The organism is Mycobacterium sp. UM_Kg1, assembly GCF_000972925.1.
Lineage (GTDB): Bacteria > Actinomycetota > Actinomycetes > Mycobacteriales > Mycobacteriaceae > Mycobacterium > Mycobacterium hiberniae.
In genome coordinates this window covers 18,042-36,301 of sequence record NZ_JRMK01000031.1, presented here as the reverse complement: position 1 = coordinate 36,301, position 18,260 = coordinate 18,042, and the positions used below count along the sequence as shown (strand labels likewise).

The following is an 18,260-nucleotide window of genomic DNA, read 5'->3' as shown; positions in this document are numbered from 1 at the left end:
TGTGTATAAGAGACAGGCGGGGATCAGCTCGGGCTGTTCGCGCAGCCGTGCGTAGACGTCGGGACGTTGCGCCAGGGTCAGGAACAGTTCGGAGATCAGATTCGTGGTGGTCTCGCTGCCGGCGCCGACGAGCATCGATGCCGTCCAGAACACCTCGTCGTCGGAGAGGGTGTCGGCACCGCTGGGTGCCGCCAGCATCGAGATCAGGTCGTCCCCGGGATCGGCGCGGCGGGCTTTGATCATCGGGTCCAGACTGCGGTGCATCGCGATCACCGCCTGACTCGAGCGCATGTTCATCACCATCCCGCGCAGGCTCAGCGGTGCGAATGCGGCCTCGTTGATGGTGTCGGCCCACTCCAGGAACTGGTGACGGTCCTCCTGCGGTATGGCCAGCATCATGGTGATCAGCCGGTTCGGCAGGGGCTTGGCCAAGTCGGAGACGATCTCCACGCGGCCGCGCTCGACCATCGCGGCGACCAGCTCGTCGGCGGCGCGGTTGATGTTGATCTCCCACGACTTCATCGCACGCGGGGTGAAAGCCCGCGACACCGACCGGCGCAGCCGGGTGTGCTCCGGCGGGTCGGTGGCGTTCATGGTCTGCAGGCGGACCCGGAAGCGGGCCTGGCTCTGCGCCGAGGACAGCGCCTCGTTGTCGCGCAACGCCTGCCGGACCTCGTCATAGCCCGGGATGATCCAGATGCCCCGCTTGCGGCTGTACCAGACCTTGGGCCCGGTCAGCAGCGTGCGATAACCCGGATAGGGGTCGTGCATCGTCTCGGGTGCAAACGGGTCGAAGTCGGTCAGCGGAGCGGTTTCGCGTCGGGTCACCGCATAGCGGTAGGCGGTGGCCCGGTCGCGGACCACGCCGATGAGCCCGTCGGTGCCGATCTTGAGCAGACTGGCGCGAAAACGAAGTCGGCGCGTCAGTTCCTTCTGGTCCATCTGGCAAGCCCCTCGTCAGCGATCGTCGGGATTGGAGCGCGATTGGCCCGACCGGCCCGCAACCGGCCCAGCCGCCACCCTAACCCGGTCGCCTCCCGGGGCCCGGGGTCACTCTTTGACGAGGTCGAAAATGCGGTAGGTGATCTCGCCGCGGTCCAGATCGCGGTAGAACAGCGACCCCTCGACCACGGCGAACTCCCGGGCGAAGCGGCGCAGGAAGAACGGCATGCGCTCGTTGATCAGGTCGTTGGAGCGCGGCGAGTTGGCCGCCAGTCCGCGGACCACTTCGCGACTGATGTCGCGCTCGTTGACCAGCCGCAGCGGCGGGGTGGCCAAGGTCTGCTGCCAGGACTCGATGTCTTCCTTGGCGCGGAAATCGGTGTGCAGAAAGTGCCCGCCCGGACGCAGCACCCGTCCCACCTCGCGGACGAACTGCGCGAAGTCGGGGTAGATGTGCGAGGCCTCGACGTTGATGATCGCGTCGAAGGAGTTGTCCGGGAACGGCAGGTTCAGAGCGTCACCCTGCACGAAGTCCAAGCCGGGCACCTGGTGGCGCTTCTTGCAGAAGGCGACGCCGTCGGCGTTGAAGTCCAGGCCGGTGTAGGAGGCCGGCTTGAGGGTGCGGGCCAGGAAGGAGGCGCCGCCGCCGTGGCCGGAGCTGACTTCGAGGACGTCCTTGCCGGCCAGGTCGATCTGGGTCGCGGTCTGGTGGTAGAGCTGGATCGAGTACCGGTTGGGCTCGTCGGCCGCGTCGAGCTGCAGACCCAGCGGCGGGTCCTGCTCGTAGCCCCAGTTCAGGAAGACGACGTCGTCGTGCCCCATCCGCTTCGTCATGAACGGGTACCAGTACTTGAAGGCCTTCTTGTAAAGCGGCATCGCCGAGATGCGGTACACCAGCTCCGCGCCGACTTTTTCCAAGGTCTCAGATGGGGAAAGCACCATACCGAAAGTATGGCACAGCTCAGCGGGGGCCTCAGTTGCCGGTGATCCGGGTGGCCTGTTGTGCGCGCCGCGGTTCACCGCGGTATCGCGACGGCGGCCCGCCGATGCGGCACACCCGCCACATCAGCCTCCCGGCCATGGTCATCAGGCCCAGATCGTCACAGAGCATCCTGATGTCGGCGAAGGTGTCGCGCAGCTCCTGGCGCGATTCGGCCGAGCCGGCTCGTAGCTGCCGGCGGACCGACCGGGGTACGCCGAAATGCCGGAAGAACGCGCGGGGCGGCAGCACGATCGGCCGCGCGAACACCCGCATGAGCACCGGAACATAGACCGACATCCACACCCGGTTGACCCATCGGGTATGCGGGACGCGCTGACGGAGCCGGGCGTCGGCGAAACAGATGTGTCGCGCCTCCTCGGCGACGTGGACGGCCATGATCGCCCGCACCAGCGGATGTGCCGACCCGGCGCTGCGCAGCGCCTTTGTCTGGATCACGTCGACCGGGATCTCGCCGGCCAGCACCCCGAAGAAGAATGCGTTGGGGAAGGGGCCGGCGTACAGCGGCAGCACCGGCGAAAGCCCGCGCATCCAGCGCGGCATTCCGGGCACGTCCTGGCCGATCCGGTTCACCAGTTCCTGGAACATCAGGACGTGGTGGCATTCCTCGATCGTCTCGCGAAGGCAGTAGCGGTGTTCCGGCGACCCGTTGGGCACTCGCGTGGCGTACTGCACCAGGCCGCGTATGAGCATGCTCTCGAACTGCAGCGCGATCTTGGCGATGTTGGCCTGGTGCCACATCCCGATCGCGATCTGCGTGGTGAGCGGTTGGCGGCGATACCAGGCGGTGCGGGCCAGCGGACCGTCGCCGAGCACCCATCGCGGGTCCTGCGCGCATACCGCGTACTCCGGGGCGTCCCAGTCCAGGTCGGTGAGCGGGTCGAAGCGATGCCGCTCGGAGTTCGCCGAGAGCGCGGCGAGCATGGCGGTGTAGTCCCGGTCGGTGGCGGCGCGGGTCCGGCGGCTCCGCGCGCGGGTGATTCGACTCATGCACACCGCTGCGAGCAGCAGCATGAGGGCCGCCAGAACCGCCGTACCGACCATTGAGCAGCTCCCCGTAAAAAATCAGATACGCCCTAAAAAGGGCCATGTACATACCGGTAGTCATCATACTTCGCAATTGACGCGCAAGCAGATATCGCGTGGCTCCCCGCGGTGTGACGCTTGACGGCGGGCTGTTCGGTCGGCCGCCGGTCGCCCGCCGGTCATGGGCCTGACCTCTGCGAACGGCGGGAAGGGGTGCCGTTGCGGTAGCGTGTCGTCCTTATGGAGACGCAGCAATACGACGCCGTCATCGTGGGCGCAGGCTTCGGCGGCATCGGTGCGGCGATCCAGCTCAACCGGCTGGGCTACGACAACATCGTGATCGTGGACCGCTTGGACGGTCTCGGCGGAACGTGGCGCGTCAACCACTATCCCGGCCTCTCGGTCGACCAGCCCTCTACTACTTATTCCTACTGGTTCGAACCCAACCCGTACTGGTCGCGGTTGTTCGCGCCCGGTCACGAAGTCCAGGCCTACGCCGAGCACGTCGCGGCCAAGTACGACGTGGAGCGCTTCATGCGGTTCAACACCAGCGTCGACGGTGCCCAGTGGGACGACGACGCGAAGGTCTGGCGGACCTCGCTGGCCGGTGGCGAGACCCTGACGTCGCAGTTCCTCATCGTGGCCACCGGCTTCCTGTGCCAGCCGAAGATCCCCGACATCCCCGGCATCGACACCTTCGCCGGCCACGTCGTGCACACCGCGGAATGGGACCACGACTACTCGATGGCCGGCCGCCGGGCGGCCGTCATCGGGACCGGGTCCACCGGGATCCAGGTGATTCCCGAGCTGGCCAAAGAGGTCGCCGAACTGACGGTGTACCAGCGCACGCCGATCCTGGTCACACCCAAGTCCGACGTGGTGTTCCCGCCGCCGGTGCAACGGATGTTCGCCCGCGTGCCGTTCACCCAGCGCATCGTCCGGTGGCTCACCGACAACACCACCGACTTCATGATGGTGCTGACGATGTGGCGCTACCGGCGCTTCAAGTTCCTCAACAAGGCGATGGCAGCCCAATCGGCCCTGCACCGGCTGCTGTCGGTGCGCAACCGCGAGCTCGCCCGCAAGATGGCGCCCGACTTCGACTTCGGCTGCAAACGCCCGTCGATCTCCAACGACTACTACCCGGCGTTCGCCAAACCGAACGTGCAGCTGGTGACCGAGGGGATCGAGCGGATCGAACCGGACGGCATCGTGTCGCGCGACGGCGTCAAGCGGGAGGCCGACACCCTGGTGCTGGCCACCGGCTACGACGTCTGGGAGAGCAACTTGCCTGCCATCGAGGTGATCGGTCGCGGCGGCCGTAACCTGGGCAAATGGTGGCGCGAGACCCGATTCCAGGCCTACCAGGGCATGACGGTGCCCCAGTTCCCGAACTTCATCAATATGTCCAGCCCGTTCTCCTGGGTCGGCTTGTCCTGGTTCAACACGGTGGAATATCAGACCCGGCACATGCGGCGGCTCTTCGGCGAGCTGCAGCGGCGGGGCGCGCAGACCTTCGAGGTCACCGAGGACGCCAACTCGCGGTTCTACGAGCGGATGATGGGCCTGCTGGACAGCTCGGTGTTCCATCGCGGCAACTGCGCCACATCGAACTCGTACTGGTTCAACCAGAACACGGGGGAGGCGCCGCTGTTCCGGCCGACCTCGGTGCGCAGCGCCGTCAAAGAGCAGGATCGCTTCCCGCTGTCGGATTACCGGATCGGATAACGTGCGCTGTTGCGGTCCTGAACAGGGGGTTACAGTGATCGTTCGGGCAACTGGCCGGGTGAGAGGCCGATGAGTACCCGCCACCGGAACCACGGCGGATCCTCGGCCGCCGCATTCGTTCGCCGCTTCGCGGTGCCGATCATCTTGGCCTGGGTGGCCATCACCATCCTGGTCAACGTCGCCGTTCCGCCGTTGGAGCAGGTCGCCAAGGAACACCCGGTGTCCTTGAGCGCCAAGGACTCGCCATCGATTCAGGCCATGGCTCGGCTCGGGCAGGTCTTCGCCGAGTCCGACACCGACAGCGCGGCGATGATCGTCATCGAAGGCGACGAGCCCCTCGGCGACGCCGCGCACCGGTACTACAACGAGCTCATCGCGCAACTCAACGCCGACACCGTGCACGTCCAGCACATCCAGGACTTCTGGGGCGACCCCCTGACCGCCGGGGGCGCCCAGAGCGCGGATGGCAAGGCCGCGTTGGTTCAGCTGAACCTCGCCGGAAATCAGGGCGAGGCCCTGGCCAACGACTCGGTCGAGGCGGTGCGCGACGTCGTGCAGCGCACCCCCGCGCCGCCGGGGGTTCGGGCCTACGTCACCGGCCCGGCGCCCATGGTCACCGATATGAACACCAGCGGCGATCGGGCGGTCCTGAAGATCCTGGTGGCCACCGTCACGGTGATCTCGCTGATGCTGCTGCTGCTGTATCGCTCGCTGAGCACCGTCGGGTTGCTGTTGGCCGTGGTGGGGATCGAACTGGCGGCGGCGCGCGGAATCGTCGCGGCACTGGGCCACTACGGGCTGATCGGGCTGTCCACGTTCGCGATCAACATCCTGGTGACCCTGGCGATCGCGGCCGGCACCGATTACGGCATCTTCTTCATCGGCCGCTACCACGAGGCGCGCCATGCCGGCGAAGACCCGGAGACGGCGTATTTCACCACCTACCGCGGCGTCGCTCACGTGGTGCTGGCTTCGGGCCTGACCATCGCCGGTGCCACGTTCTGCCTGAGCTTCACCCGGCTGCCGGTGTTTCAGACCATGGGGCTGCCGTGTGCGGTGGGCATGGTGGTGGCGGTGGCGATCGCGCTGACGCTGGTGCCGGCGGTGCTGGCCGTCGCCACGCGCCACGGGCTGCTCGAACCGCGCCGCAAGATGTCCGACCGCGGCTGGCGCAAGGTGGGCACGGCGATCGTGCGGTGGCCCGTTCCGATTTTCGTCGCGGCCTGCTCGGTGGCGCTGATCGGCCTGCTCGCACTGCCGGGCTACCAGGTCAGTTACCGGGACCCGTCGTTCATCCCCCAGGACACCCCGGCCAACCTCGGCTGGGCGGCCGCTGCCCGGCACTTCCCGGAGTCGCGGCTGCTGCCCGAGGTGGTGATGGTCGAGTCCGACCACGACATGCGCAACTCCGCGGACTTCTTGGTGCTCAACAAGGTGGCCAAGAGCATCTTTGCCGTTGAGGGCGTTGCGATGGTGCAGGGCGTCACCCGCCCGGAGGGCACCCCGCTGGGGCACACCTCGATTCCCTTCCTGCTCAGCATGCACAACGCCGGCCAGCTGCAGAACCTGGACTTCGTCAAGAACCGGGTGGCCGACATGCGCCGCCAAGCCGATGATCTTGACGAGACCATCGCCTCGCTGCAGCGGATGTACACGCTGATGCAGGATCTGAACTCCAGCACCCACCATGCGACCGGTGTCTCCCAGGAGGCGATGGACCTGTCCCAGCAGGTGCGGGGCAACATCGCCGACCTCAACGAGAACTCCAAGTCGCTGCGGGAGTCGGTGGAAAAGCAGCAGAACTGCGACCAGACCTGTATGTCGCTGCGTGCGGCCTATGCGGCCATGGACGGCACCACCCTGCTCACCGACAAGATCAACGAACTGGCGCCCGACCTGACCAACATCGACTCGGTCACGCCGCAGCTGCTGGCGATGATGCCGGCGCAGATCGCCGCGCTGCGCAGCCTGCAGACCATGATGCTGACGCTGCACAGCACGATGTCGGGCATCCTGGCCCAGGTCGAGGAGGTCGGCGGCGACTCGACGGCGATGGGCCAGGACTTCGACGCGGCGAAGAGCGACGACTCCTTCTACCTGCCCCGGGACGCCTTCGACAATCCGGACTTCAAGCGGGTGGTTCAGCTGTTCCTGTCGCCGGACGGTCATGCGGCGCGCTTCTTCATCACCCACGACGGTTACCCGGCGACTCCGGAGGGCATGGCGCGGGTCAACCTGATCAAGAAGGCGGCCACCGAGGCGCTGAAGGGCACCCCGCTGGCTACCGCCAAGGTGTATGTGGCGGGCACCGCCGCGCTGTTCAACGACCTACAGGGAAGCGCCGACTACGATCTGCTGATCGCCGGAATCACTTCTCTGGCAATCATTTTCATCATCATGTTGCTGATCACCCGGAGCTTTATCGCCGCTGTGGTGATCGTCGGGACGGTGCTGGCGTCGTTGGGCGCCTCGTTCGGGCTGTCGGTCCTGCTGTGGCAGTACATATTCGGCATCCACCTGCACTGGCTGGTGATGGTGATGTCGGTGATCATCCTGTTGGCGGTGGGTTGTGACTACAACCTGCTACTGGTGGCCCGGTTCAAGGAGGAGATGGGTGCCGGGCTGAAGACCGGGATCATCCGGACCATGGGCGGCACCGGCAAGGTCGTCACCGCCGCCGGCCTGGTGTTCGCCTTCACCATGGCCTCGATGTTGGTCAGCGATCTGCGGGTGGTGGGTCAGGTGGGGACCACGATCGGGCTGGGTCTGCTCTTCGACACCCTGGTGGTGCGCTCCTTCATGATGCCGTCGATGGCGGCGATGCTGGGACGGTGGTTCTGGTGGCCGCTGAACGTGCGGCAGCGCCCGGCGCGGATGCCGGCGGCGGCCGGCGGTGCTGCCGCGCCGGTGGCACCCAGGCAACGGAGCTTCGAGGACATGGTCGCCACGGCGTTCCCGGAGCTCTCCGGCAGACCGGCCGACGATCGCCCCACCGAGGTGCTGGCCGTGGTGCGCCCCCCGGAGGAGGAGCCCGACCGCTGATCGGGCTCGACCCTGCCGGCTCAGCGCCCCGCGGCGTGGGCTAGATTTCAACAAGGTCCACTTGGAGAAAACGGTGCGGCGGCCCTGCGTCGGCGTTGGGCGGTTTGGCGCACCGTTGTCGAAGGTCAAAGGGGAGCGGCCGAGATGCCCGTCGAAGCTCTTTCATCCACCCTGGCACGCGAGCATCTGCTGATCGAGGTGGGCATCCGAGACTTTCTCGATCGCCTCGCCGACGGCACTCTCGACGCCGCGGGACTGAGCGCGGCGCTGGCCGTGCTGCGCCGGCATATCTACCTCGAAGAACAGTTGTTGTTCCCGCCGATCAGCGAAGGGGCTCACCGGGTGGCGGTGTTCGGGATGATCCGCGGACACGGCGAGATCTGGCGCGCCATGCATGCGCTGGAGGACCTGGTCCAGGTGGGCGCAGGCCATGCCACGCTGCGCGGCGTCAGTCATCGGCTCCTCGAGCTGCTGGCCGCTCACCACCTGGTGGAGGAGCGGGTGATCTACGCGGCCGCCGACACCGGGCTGGCCCCCGACCGGGCCGCCGAGCTCACCGAATTCCTTGCCGGTGGCCAGATGCCCGTCGGGTGGATCTGCGCCAAGGCGGCAGCCTGAGGCCCCATCAGGTCAGTGCGGCGACCAGCGGTGTCAGGCCGGCGCGATAGGCAGCCAGGCTGTGCCGCCAGCCGAGGTCGACGGCGCCGCCACTGTCGACGGCGATCCCGGCGCCGACATGCACGAAGGGCTCCGGTGGCACCAGCGGGACGATGTCGAGGAAATTCACTACGCGGTAACAGCATTCGATGGCGGCGTCGAACGCGGCCTTGAAGTCGTCCAGACCGACTCGCGGGCCGCCGAAGGTGGTCAGCCGCGGCTCGATGGTGTTCGGCGGCATCGCTCGGGCGACATCGGGTGCAGCCAGCACTGCCAGGGCCGCACCGAGGCTGTGCCCGGTGATCAGGATCTGGCCGCACCCACTGATCGTGGCAGCCACATCGGCGGCGATGGACCCGCGTACGCAACCGTAGATCTCCGCAAAGCCGGTGTGTACCTGGCCGAATCCGGCAAGCGGGGTGTAGGGCGTCGGCGCGTAGTCGAAACCGGCGATCCAGTCCGCCACATCGGCGCTGCCCCGGAAGGCGATGAACGCCGTCGCCGAGGACGTGTCATGGCCCATCAGGCCGAAGACGTCGGTGTCGCGGGCCATCACCGCGGCAGGATGCCGGGCGGGCAGCCCCGCCAGGTGCGCTGGGTCCGCGCGGATCAGCGCGGTCTGGCGAAACCCCGCGGGCAGCGTGGGCTCGGCGCCGGCCATCACGGCGTAGGCCGCCGACACCAGCGGTAACGCCACGTCGCGAGCATTCGACGGACTGAATGCCACAGTGGCCAGTGTAGGAGTCCCGCCCTGCCGCCACGGCCGGCGGCGGCAGGCCTTAGAATTTCGGCCAACGGCACTGAACCGGCAATCACCGGGGAGCCTTCGGAAGAACAGTCGATCTGCGACCGACTCAGTAGAACCGAACGGGACGGCCCGTCACAGCCTTCTTCGAGCGGTCGCGCCCCGCCCTGGGTGCGCGGCAAGCGGGGTGGTACCGCGGCGCTGGCGCAACCGTGCGGCGTCGTCCCCGGGCCGGGCCCTTGGGAGACAACACACCGTGACCGAACGCAGCTATCCGAAGCCGCCCGCCGGCGCCCCCGACTTCCCGGCGGCCGAGGCCGCCGTCCTGCAATATTGGGCCGACGACGACACGTTCCGGGCCAGCATCGCCCGCCGTGAGGGCGCACCGGAATACGTCTTCTACGACGGTCCGCCGTTCGCCAACGGACTGCCGCACTACGGGCATCTGCTGACCGGTTATGTCAAGGACATCGTGCCGCGCTACCGCACCATGCGCGGCTACAAGGTGGAGCGCCGGTTCGGTTGGGACACCCATGGCCTGCCCGCCGAGCTCGAGGTCGAGCGTCAGCTCGGGATCACCGACAAGTCGCAGATCGATGCCATGGGCATCGCCGCGTTCAACCAGGCGTGCCGGGACTCAGTGCTGCGTTACACCTCCGAGTGGCAGGCCTACGTCACCCGGCAGGCCCGCTGGGTGGACTTCGACAACGACTACAAGACCCTCGACCTGCCGTTCATGGAGTCGGTGCTGTGGGCGTTCAAGCAGCTGTGGGACAAGGGTCTGGCCTATGAGGGCTATCGGGTGTTGCCCTACTGCTGGCGTGATGAGACGCCGCTGTCCAACCATGAACTGCGGATGGACGACGACGTCTACAAGAGCCGCCAGGACCCGGCGCTGACCGTCGGGTTCCGGATCGCCGGCCCCGGGCCGGCCGATGACCTCGCCGGCGCCCACCTGTTGGTGTGGACCACCACGCCGTGGACCCTGCCGTCCAACCAGGCGGTCGCGGTCAACCCCGACGTGACCTACGTGCAGGTCGCGGCGGGACAGCACCGGTACCTGCTGGCCGAGGCGCGGCTGGGCGCCTACGGGCGCGAGCTGGGCCTGGGGGAGGGCGAACAGCCCCAGGTGCTGGGCCGCTACCGCGGCTCGGAGCTGCTCGGCCTGCGCTATGTGCCGCCGTTCCCGTATTTCATGGACTCCGACAACGCTTTCCGCGTGCTCGCCGCCGACTTCGTGTCCACCGAGGACGGGACGGGCATCGTGCACCTGGCGCCCGCTTACGGCGAGGACGACAAGAACACCACCGACCCGGCCGGGATCACCCCGGTCACTCCGGTGGACGCCAAGGGTCGCTTCGACTCCAGCGTGCCCGATTACGCCGGTCAGCATGTCTTCGACGCGAATAAGGCGATCATCGCCGACCTGAAGAACGGCACCGGCCCGGCCGCGGCCAACGGCCCCGTGCTGGTCCGCCATGAGACCTACGAGCACCCGTATCCGCACTGCTGGCGCTGCCGCAACCCGCTGATCTACAAGGCGGTGTCGTCGTGGTTCGTCCGCGTCACCGAGATCCGGGACCGCATGGTCGAACTCAACGAGCAGATCACCTGGTATCCCGAGCACATCAAGGACGGGATCTTCGGCAACTGGCTGCGCGGCGCCCGCGACTGGTCGATCTCCCGCAACCGCTACTGGGGAACCCCGATTCCGGTGTGGCGTTCCGACGACCCGGCCTACCCGCGGATCGACGTCTACGGAAGCCTCGATGAACTCGAACGTGATTTCGGGGTGCGGCCGGACAACCTGCACCGCCCCTACATCGACGAGCTGACCCGTCCCAACCCGGATGACCCGACCGGCCGTTCGACGATGCGGCGCATCCCCGACGTGCTCGATGTCTGGTTCGACTCCGGGTCGATGCCGTATGCCCAGGTGCACTATCCGTTTGAGAACGAGGACTGGTTCCAGACCCATTATCCTGGCGACTTCATCGTCGAGTACATCGGGCAGACCCGTGGCTGGTTCTACATGATGCATGTGCTGGCGACCGCGCTGTTCGACCGCCCGGCGTTCAAAACCTGTGTGGCACACGGCATCGTGCTCGGCAGTGACGGTCAGAAGATGAGCAAGTCGCTGCGCAACTACCCGGACGTGAGCGAAGTGTTCGACCGGGATGGCTCCGATGCCATGCGGTGGTTCCTGATGGCCTCGCCGATCCTGCGCGGCGGCAACCTGATCGTCACCGAGGCGGGCATCCGGGAGGGCGTACGCCAGGTGATGCTGCCGCTGACCAACGCCTACAGCTTCTTGACGCTGTACGCCCCGAAGCCCGGTGTCTGGCGCACCGATTCGCAGCACGTGCTGGATCGCTACATTCTGGCCAAACTGGCCTCGCTGCGCGACGAGCTGACCGCTGCGCTGGACGTGTGCGACGTCTCCGGTGCCTGCGAGCAGCTGCGGCAGTTCACCGAGGCGCTGACCAACTGGTATGTGCGGCGCTCACGGCAGCGGTTCTGGGACGAGGACCGCGACGCGATCGACACGTTGCACACGGTGCTGGAGATCACCGCGCGACTGGCTGCGCCGCTGCTCCCGCTGACCACCGAGGTGATCTGGCGCGGCCTCACCGGCCAGCGGTCGGTGCACCTGACCGACTGGCCGCAGGCCGCCGATCTGCCCGCGGACCACGCCCTGGTCGCGGCGATGGACCAGGTGCGCGAGGTCTGTTCGGCGGCGTCGTCGGTGCGCAAGGCCCACCAACTGCGGGTCCGCCTGCCGCTGCCCAAACTCACCGTGGCGGTCGAGGAGCCCCAGCGGCTGGCGCCGTTCACCGATCTGATCGCCGACGAGCTCAACGTCAAGGCCGTCGAACTGACCGACGACATCGCCGGCTACGGTCGATTCGACCTGGCGGTCAACGCCAAGGTCGCCGGGCCTCGCCTGGGCAAGGACGTACAAGTCGCGATCAAGGCCGTGAAGGCCGGCGAGGGCGTCGTCAACCCCGACGGCACGCTGCGCGCCGGTCCGGTGGTGCTGCTCGAAGGCGAATACACCGCCAAGCTGGTGGCCGCCGATCCCGAGTACACCGTCGCGCTGCCCGACGGCGCGGGCCTGGTGGTGCTCGACAGCGCCGTGACCCCGGAGCTGGAAGCCGAGGGCTGGGCGAAGGACCGGATTCGCGAGCTGCAGGAACTGCGCAAGACCACCGGTCTGGACGTCTCCGACCGGATCAGTGTGGTGCTCGCGGTTCCCGAGCAGCGGCTGGGCTGGGCGCAGACCCATGCGGACCTGATCGCCGGCGAGATCCTGGCCACCAGCTTCGAGTTCGGGACCCCGACCGATCCCGTGGAGATAGGGGACGGTGTGCAGGTGTCGATCGCCAAGGCCTGACGGTGCAGCGGCGGGGATTGGGGGCCGCTGCCAGGGCCGATTTTCTCGCGTCGAGATTTTTATCGTTGACACCGGCGGATCGACCGGGCCGGCGCGGGCCGCAGAGCGCCGCCTGATCACCCCATTTGTGCAGTATGCGGTGGTGAAAAACCGTCTCACAGCAGCGCGCCGATGCCCGCTCGGCACGAGCCGAGGCGGGCCGGTAGCGGTCCCGCGCCGCAGCGCACGCCGCGACGGTGGCCCTCGGCAGCGGATTAACCTCCAGAGCTAATACGAGCTGGCTACGGCTGGTTCTCGACCCACCCGGGCAGGGCGTCGCGGGACGCGACTCGGGTGGGTCGTCCATTACCGGGGTATGAGGGGCAGGGGCATTCATGGATTTCGGGGCACTTCCGCCGGAGGTCAATTCGGCGAACATGTATGCCGGCCCCGGCTCGGCGCCGTTGCTGGCCGCCGCGGCGAACTGGGCGGCGATGGCCACCGAGCTGAACTACACCGCGACCTCCTACGCCGCGGTGATCGCCGACCTCGCGGACTCGGCCTGGCAGGGTCCCTCCGCGGCGGCGATGGTCGCGGCGGCCGCTCCGTACGCCGCGTGGCTCAAAGCCACCGCGACCGGGGCCGAAGAGACGGCGATGAAGGCCACGGCCGCTGCGGGTGCCTACGAGGCCGCCTACGCCGCCACTGTGCCACCGCCGGTGATCGCGGCCAACCGCGCGCTGCTGGCGTCGCTGGTCGCCACCAACTTCCTTGGACAGAACGCCCCGGCGATCGCGGCGACCGAGGCGCAGTACGGCGAGATGTGGGCCCAGGACGCGGCCGCGATGTACGCCTACGCCGGCTCATCGGCGGCCGCTAGTCAGCTCACTCCGTTCAGCGCCCCCGCGGAGACCACGAACGGCACCGGCCAGTTCAGTCAGCCCGCGGCGGTGGCCGGTTCTGCCGCAGACTCGACGCTGTCGAACCTGCTCAGCCAGATTCCCGACGCCCTGCAGAACATGACCCTGAACCCGTTGTTGCTGCCCACCCAGCTCTTCGAGGACTACCAGGCGATCGTGAAGACCCTGTCGTCGGCGCTGAGCGCCTTCAACGGGCCCTATGCCACGGGCATGATCAATTCGGCCCGCGGCATCTACCAGATGTCCATCAGCATCCCGGCGGTGGCCAACTCGCTCAACAACCTGACGTCCACCCTCAGCCCCAAGCCGATCGCGGGCGCCTTGGCGCCGTTGATGACGAGCTCCATGTTGAGCGGATCGCACTCCGTCGCCCCGGCGGTGACGGGGGCGGTGGGCCGTGCCGGGCTGATCGGGTCGATGTCGGTTCCGGCCAGCTGGGCGAGCGCGGTCCCGGCCGCCAAGACCGCTGCGGTGGCCTTGCAGGCCGGCGTGCTCGAAGCCGCGCCCGCCCTGGCCGCCAACGGGGAGAGCCTGCTGGCGAGCCAGATGGCGCTGTCGAGCCTGGCCGGTCGCGCGATCGGCACCCCGGTGCGTCAGGCTGCCGGGGCCGCCTCCACCCGCGCGATCAGCGCCATCAGCCACGTCACCAACACCCAGACGGGGCCGGACATCGCCACCACCGCCACCGTCATCGTCATCCCGCCGATCGCGAAATAGCGAAAGTAGGTCGCGTTCATGGTGTTCTACAGTTTTGCCGCGCAGCCCCCCGAGGTCATCTCGGGCCAGTTGTACTCCGGTCCGGGTGCTGACCCGCTGTTCGCCGCCGCGGCGGCCTGGTCGGGATTGGCCGCCGAGCTGCATGCCGCGGCGTCGTCATACCAGTCAGCGCTGTCGGGCCTCAGTGGGGGCTGGCAGGGTCCGGCGGCGGCGGCCATGGCGGCCGCCGCGGCTCCCTATGTGACGTGGTTGTCCACCACGGCGGCGCAGGCCCAGGAGACCGCGGCCAAGGCGACGGCCGCGGCTGCCGCCTACGAATCGGCGTTCGCCGGGATCGTGCCGCCGCCGGCGATCGCGGCCAACCGCAGTCAGCTGGCCTCGCTGGTGGCCACCAACATCCTCGGCCAGAACAGCACCGCGATCGCCGCCGTCGAGGCCGAATACGGCCGGATGTGGTCTCAGGACATCTCCGCGATGCTCGGCTACGCCGGCGCCTCGGAGGCCGCCACCGACCTCACGTCGTTCACCGAGCCGCCGCAGACCACCAACGCCACTGCGGGCAGTTCCGAGGCGACCGCCCCGGTGACACCGCACGACATCCTGCAGGGCGTCCTCAAAGAGATCCAAGACATGACCGCGGGCTACAACAAGGGCTGGCAGGACTTCATCGACACCGCGACCGGCGGAACCGAAACGCGGTCTTACCTGGAGTCCCACATGGCGTTGATCTCGGGGACCAGCAGCCAGACCGCCTGGGTCAACACGGTGCACGCCAGCACCAACATGAGCATCACCCAGTTCCGGGCGGGCTACAAAGCGGTGCTGCCCGCGGTTCCCAAAGCCGCACTCGGAGGCGGCCTGACCAGCACCGGCCTGACCGCGGGCGCGGGGCTCACCAGCGCCGCCGGTGCCAGTACGGCCAGCGCGATGCGGGTCGGCGCGCTGTCGGTGCCGCCGAACTGGGCCAGCGCGACGTCGGCCATTCAGCTGGCGTCCACGTCGTTTCCCGAGACGGCGCTGGGCGCCGCACCGGCCGCGGGCGCTGTGCCGGGCATGCTGGCACCGGCGGCCCTGGGCAGCGCGGCCGGCGGCGCGCTGGGCGCTCCCGCGGCGCGCACGCGGACGGTGGCGCCGGTGGCACGCGTGGTCTCGACCAACATCGACGACCGCAACGCGCCGGTACCGCTGGACCAGGTGATCGCCCAGTTGCAGCAGACGCCGGATGTCGTGCAGCATTGGAACGTTGATCAGGCCGGCCTGGACGAGCTGGTCGCCAAGCTGTCGTTGAAGCCGGGCATTCACGCGGTGCACGTCCTCGACGACGGCGACGCCGCGCTGGCGGGCCCGAACTCCGCGCTCGGCTGACGCCGTGTCGCTGCGCGAAGGCCTTCGGTTCGCTCCAGGAGATTCCCGATGAAGTTGTTGATCGTCCCGCTCGTGGCCACCGCCGCGGTGGTGCTGGCCGCGCCCGGGCACGCCTATCCCGGTACCGCAGAGCCCGACGAGGTCGACAGCGCGGAGTTCATCTCATCGCTGAACCAGGTCGGGATCACCTTCGCCGACCCGGCTCAGGCCGTGGAAGCGGCCCGTGCGCTGTGCGGGCTGGCGGCCAACGGCGAGTCGGGCCTGGAACTGCTGACCGACATCACCGACGCCAATCCCGCGCTGAGCGTCGCCGACGCCGCGCGGTTCGCCGCGATCTCGGCCAAAACCTATTGCCCGCACCAGCTCAAGGGCGGCGGCGGATCCAAGTAGCGATCCATCCCCACCCGCGCTGGGAGCGCCCAATAGGCTGGCGGTCGTGGACGCCCGTTGGGTCCTGCACCTGGATATGGACGCGTTTTTCGCCTCCGTCGAGCAATTGACCCGCCCGACGCTGCGGGGCCGGCCGGTACTGGTCGGCGGACTCGGGGGACGCGGAGTGGTGGCCGGGGCCAGCTACGAGGCACGAGTCTTCGGCGCCCGCTCGGCGATGCCGATGCATCAGGCCCGCAGGCTGGTGGGGGCACCGGCGGTGGTGCTGCCGCCGCGGGGCGCCGTCTACGGCATGGCCAGCCGCCGGGTCTTCGAGACCGTGCGGGCCCAGATCCCGGTCGTCGAGCAGCTGTCCTTCGATGAGGCGTTCGGCGAACCCGCTGAGCTGGCCGGGGCCGACGAGGCCGAGGTCGTGCGGTTCTGCGAAAGACTGCGGCGCCGGGTGCGCGAGGAGACCGGCCTGGTGGCCTCGGTCGGGGCGGGATCGGGTAAGCAGATCGCCAAGATCGCCTCCGACCTGGCCAAGCCCGACGGGGTACGGGTGGTCGGCCGAACCGAGGAGCGGCTGCTGCTCGACGGGCTCCCGGTGCGGCGGCTGTGGGGGATCGGTCCGGTCGCCGAGGAGCGGCTGCACCGCCTGGGCATCGACACGATCGGTCAGCTCGCCGCGCTGAACGACACCGAGGCGGCCGACATTCTCGGCGCCACCGTCGGTCCGGCGCTGCACCGGCTGGCCCGCGGTATCGACGACCGCCGGGTCGCCGAACGCGCCGAGGCCAAGCAGATCAGCGCCGAATCCACCTTCGCCGTCGACCTGACGACCCTGGAGCAGCTGCGGGCCGCCATCGGCCCGATCGGCGCGCACGCGCACCGCCGGCTGCTGCGCGACGGTCGCGGCGCGCGGACCGTGACGGTCAAGCTCAAGAAGGCCGACATGAGTGTGCTGACTCGCTCGGCCACCCTGCCGTTGGCCACCACCGACGCGGGCGCGCTCATGGCGGCGGCTGCCCGCTTGCTGCTCGACCCGCGCGAGATCGGCCCCATCCGACTGCTCGGCGTCGGATTCTCCGGGCTGACCGACGTTCGCCAGGAGTCGCTCTTCCCGGACCTGGAGTTCCCGGATGGGGCGGCGATCCCGGACACCACGGCGCGGGAGACGCCGTCGGTGGCCGGTACGGCTTCCTGGCGCGTCGGCGACGACGTCAGGCACCGCGAGCTGGGGCACGGCTGGGTGCAGGGCGCCGGCCACGGGGTGGTCACCGTCCGATTCGAAACGCGCAGTACAGGTCCGGGACCGGTGCGGACGTTTCCCGAGGACGAGCCCGGCATCAGCCGTGCCGACCCGGTCGACAGCCTGGACTGGGGAGACTACGTCCACGAGCAGGCCGGCGACGAGTCGCCGATCAGCCCCACCGGTCGATGATCTCGGGGACCGGCCGGCCGTCAGCCAGGGCGGCCATCAGCAGAATCCGTGCCTGCGGGGGCCGCAGCCGCGGCACCACCACCGCCCCGGCCGCCACCAGGGCCCGCCCCGGTCCGTAGTCGGCGCGCAACTGTCCTTCGGGGACGCGGCTGGACACCGCGATCACCAGGCCGGCCCGGCAGTGCCGGCGAACCGCGTCGATCACCGCCGCCGGCGCGTTGCCGGAGCCGAGCCCGGCCAGCACCACCCCGCGGGCCCCGGCCCCCGCACAGGCATCCAGGGCCACCGAGTCCGCGCCGGCGTACAGGGCGACGACGTCCACCCGTGGCGCCGTGGCCGGGACGGCCAGGTCGGGACGGGTCTTGTGGCCGGTCAGGGTGACCCGGCCGTCGGAGACGGTGCCCAGCAGCGGGCCGGTGAACCCGGCCAGGCCGGTCAGGGTGGTCTTCTGCAGGCCCAGCGGTGCCAGCACCCGGCCGGCGAAGCACACCAACACCCCCATGCCGCGGGCCGCGGGGGCGGCCGCCAGCGCCAACGCGTCGCGCAGATTGCCCGGCCCGTCGGCGTCGGGGGCGTCCGCGCCGCGCTGGGCGCCGGTCAGCACCACCGGGACGTCCCCGGTGTAGCCGAGCTCGAGCCACAGCGCGCCCTCTTCGCAGGTGTCGGTGCCGTGGGTGACGACCACGCCGTCGGCACCGGAGTCCACCGCGGTACCGATCGCGGCCAGGACCGCAGACCAGTCGGCCGGACCGAGCTCAGAGCTGTCGCGCGCCATCAGGTCCACCACGGTGACGTCGGCGTCAGCGGCGCCGGCGAGCAGCTCCGAACCGTTGCGGCCGGGCCGCAACGCGCCGTCGCTGTCGGTGCTGCAGGCGATGGTGCCGCCGGTGGTGATGACGGTCAGGCGTGGTGACAGCATGCCGCGATCATGC

Annotated in this window: 13 protein-coding genes; 8 read left to right on the top strand and 5 right to left on the bottom strand. The window is 68.8% G+C overall.

The window, feature by feature from the left end; genetic code table 11:
* The 3 genes from LI92_RS07290 to LI92_RS07280 all read right to left on the bottom strand — a co-directional run.
* The coding region (locus tag LI92_RS07290) for a cytochrome P450 (RefSeq protein ID WP_046317555.1) at positions 1 to 942 on the bottom strand (942 nt) is incomplete at its 3' end.
* Between the two features lie 108 nt (positions 943 to 1,050).
* On the bottom strand, positions 1,051 to 1,818 hold the full coding sequence (locus LI92_RS07285; RefSeq protein WP_046317561.1) for a phthiotriol/phenolphthiotriol dimycocerosates methyltransferase: 768 nt from the start codon (positions 1,816 to 1,818) through the stop codon (positions 1,051 to 1,053).
* Positions 1,819 to 1,915: 97 nt separating this feature from the next.
* Complete coding sequence (locus tag LI92_RS07280; protein WP_152665371.1) at positions 1,916 to 2,986, bottom strand: AurF N-oxygenase family protein; 1,071 nt, start codon at positions 2,984 to 2,986, stop codon at positions 1,916 to 1,918.
* 222 nt (positions 2,987 to 3,208) lie between these two features.
* On the opposite strand from LI92_RS07280, the gene LI92_RS07275 reads away from it, so the two are divergent.
* The 3 genes from LI92_RS07275 to LI92_RS07265 all read left to right on the top strand — a co-directional run bounded on the left by LI92_RS07275 (position 3,209) and on the right by LI92_RS07265 (position 8,356).
* Positions 3,209 to 4,696: a flavin-containing monooxygenase gene (locus tag LI92_RS07275; protein WP_046317553.1), complete on the top strand. Its 1,488-nt coding sequence runs from the start codon at positions 3,209 to 3,211 to the stop codon at positions 4,694 to 4,696.
* A 69-nt stretch (positions 4,697 to 4,765) separates the two neighbouring features.
* Positions 4,766 to 7,738, top strand: a complete 2,973-nt coding sequence (locus tag LI92_RS07270) for an MMPL/RND family transporter (protein WP_046317551.1) — start codon at positions 4,766 to 4,768, stop codon at positions 7,736 to 7,738.
* A 144-nt stretch (positions 7,739 to 7,882) separates the two neighbouring features.
* The gene (locus LI92_RS07265) at positions 7,883 to 8,356 is read left to right on the top strand and encodes a hemerythrin domain-containing protein (protein ID WP_046317549.1); all 474 of its coding nucleotides are present in this window, start codon (positions 7,883 to 7,885) and stop codon (positions 8,354 to 8,356) included.
* Between the two features lie 7 nt (positions 8,357 to 8,363).
* Here the strand turns inward: LI92_RS07265 and LI92_RS07260 are convergent, their stop codons facing one another.
* Positions 8,364 to 9,122 (bottom strand): lipase family protein, encoded by a 759-nt coding sequence (locus LI92_RS07260; protein ID WP_046317547.1) that lies wholly within the window; start codon positions 9,120 to 9,122, stop codon positions 8,364 to 8,366.
* A gap of 274 nt (positions 9,123 to 9,396) precedes the next feature.
* On the opposite strand from LI92_RS07260, the gene ileS reads away from it, so the two are divergent.
* The 5 genes from ileS (at position 9,397) to LI92_RS07235 (ending at position 17,328) form a co-directional block, all read left to right on the top strand.
* A complete protein-coding gene (gene ileS, locus LI92_RS07255; protein WP_046317545.1) occupies positions 9,397 to 12,534 on the top strand; it encodes an isoleucine--tRNA ligase in 3,138 nt (1,045 codons plus the stop codon).
* Positions 12,535 to 12,908: 374 nt separating this feature from the next.
* Positions 12,909 to 14,150 (top strand): PPE family protein, encoded by a 1,242-nt coding sequence (locus LI92_RS07250; RefSeq protein ID WP_046317543.1) that lies wholly within the window; start codon positions 12,909 to 12,911, stop codon positions 14,148 to 14,150.
* 18 nt (positions 14,151 to 14,168) lie between these two features.
* Positions 14,169 to 15,515 (top strand): PPE family protein, encoded by a 1,347-nt coding sequence (locus LI92_RS07245; protein WP_046317541.1) that lies wholly within the window; start codon positions 14,169 to 14,171, stop codon positions 15,513 to 15,515.
* A 48-nt stretch (positions 15,516 to 15,563) separates the two neighbouring features.
* On the top strand, positions 15,564 to 15,905 hold the full coding sequence (locus LI92_RS07240; protein ID WP_046317539.1) for a DUF732 domain-containing protein: 342 nt from the start codon (positions 15,564 to 15,566) through the stop codon (positions 15,903 to 15,905).
* Between the two features lie 46 nt (positions 15,906 to 15,951).
* Entirely contained in the window at positions 15,952 to 17,328 is a 1,377-nt protein-coding gene (locus LI92_RS07235; RefSeq protein WP_046317536.1) for a DNA polymerase IV, read from the top strand.
* Here the strand turns inward: LI92_RS07235 and LI92_RS07230 are convergent.
* The gene (locus tag LI92_RS07230; RefSeq protein ID WP_046317534.1) at positions 17,309 to 18,247 is read right to left on the bottom strand and encodes an asparaginase; all 939 of its coding nucleotides are present in this window, start codon (positions 18,245 to 18,247) and stop codon (positions 17,309 to 17,311) included. The genes LI92_RS07235 and LI92_RS07230 overlap by 20 nt on opposite strands.
* Positions 18,248 to 18,260 lie beyond the last annotated feature (13 nt).

What these genes read in the sequence shown, in the direction of transcription:
- LI92_RS07285 (WP_046317561.1), bottom strand. Translation starts at nt 1,818, where the DNA reads ATGCCGCTTTACAAGAAGGCCTTCAAGTACTGGTACCCGTTCATGACG.
- LI92_RS07280 (WP_152665371.1), bottom strand. Translation starts at nt 2,986, where the DNA reads ATGGTCGGTACGGCGGTTCTGGCGGCCCTCATGCTGCTGCTCGCAGCG.
- LI92_RS07275 (WP_046317553.1), top strand. Translation starts at nt 3,209, where the DNA reads ATGGAGACGCAGCAATACGACGCCGTCATCGTGGGCGCAGGCTTCGGC.
- LI92_RS07270 (WP_046317551.1), top strand. Translation starts at nt 4,766, where the DNA reads ATGAGTACCCGCCACCGGAACCACGGCGGATCCTCGGCCGCCGCATTC.
- LI92_RS07265 (WP_046317549.1), top strand. Translation starts at nt 7,883, where the DNA reads ATGCCCGTCGAAGCTCTTTCATCCACCCTGGCACGCGAGCATCTGCTG.
- LI92_RS07250 (WP_046317543.1), top strand. Translation starts at nt 12,909, where the DNA reads ATGGATTTCGGGGCACTTCCGCCGGAGGTCAATTCGGCGAACATGTAT.
- LI92_RS07245 (WP_046317541.1), top strand. Translation starts at nt 14,169, where the DNA reads ATGGTGTTCTACAGTTTTGCCGCGCAGCCCCCCGAGGTCATCTCGGGC.
- LI92_RS07240 (WP_046317539.1), top strand. Translation starts at nt 15,564, where the DNA reads ATGAAGTTGTTGATCGTCCCGCTCGTGGCCACCGCCGCGGTGGTGCTG.
- LI92_RS07230 (WP_046317534.1), bottom strand. Translation starts at nt 18,247, where the DNA reads ATGCTGTCACCACGCCTGACCGTCATCACCACCGGCGGCACCATCGCC.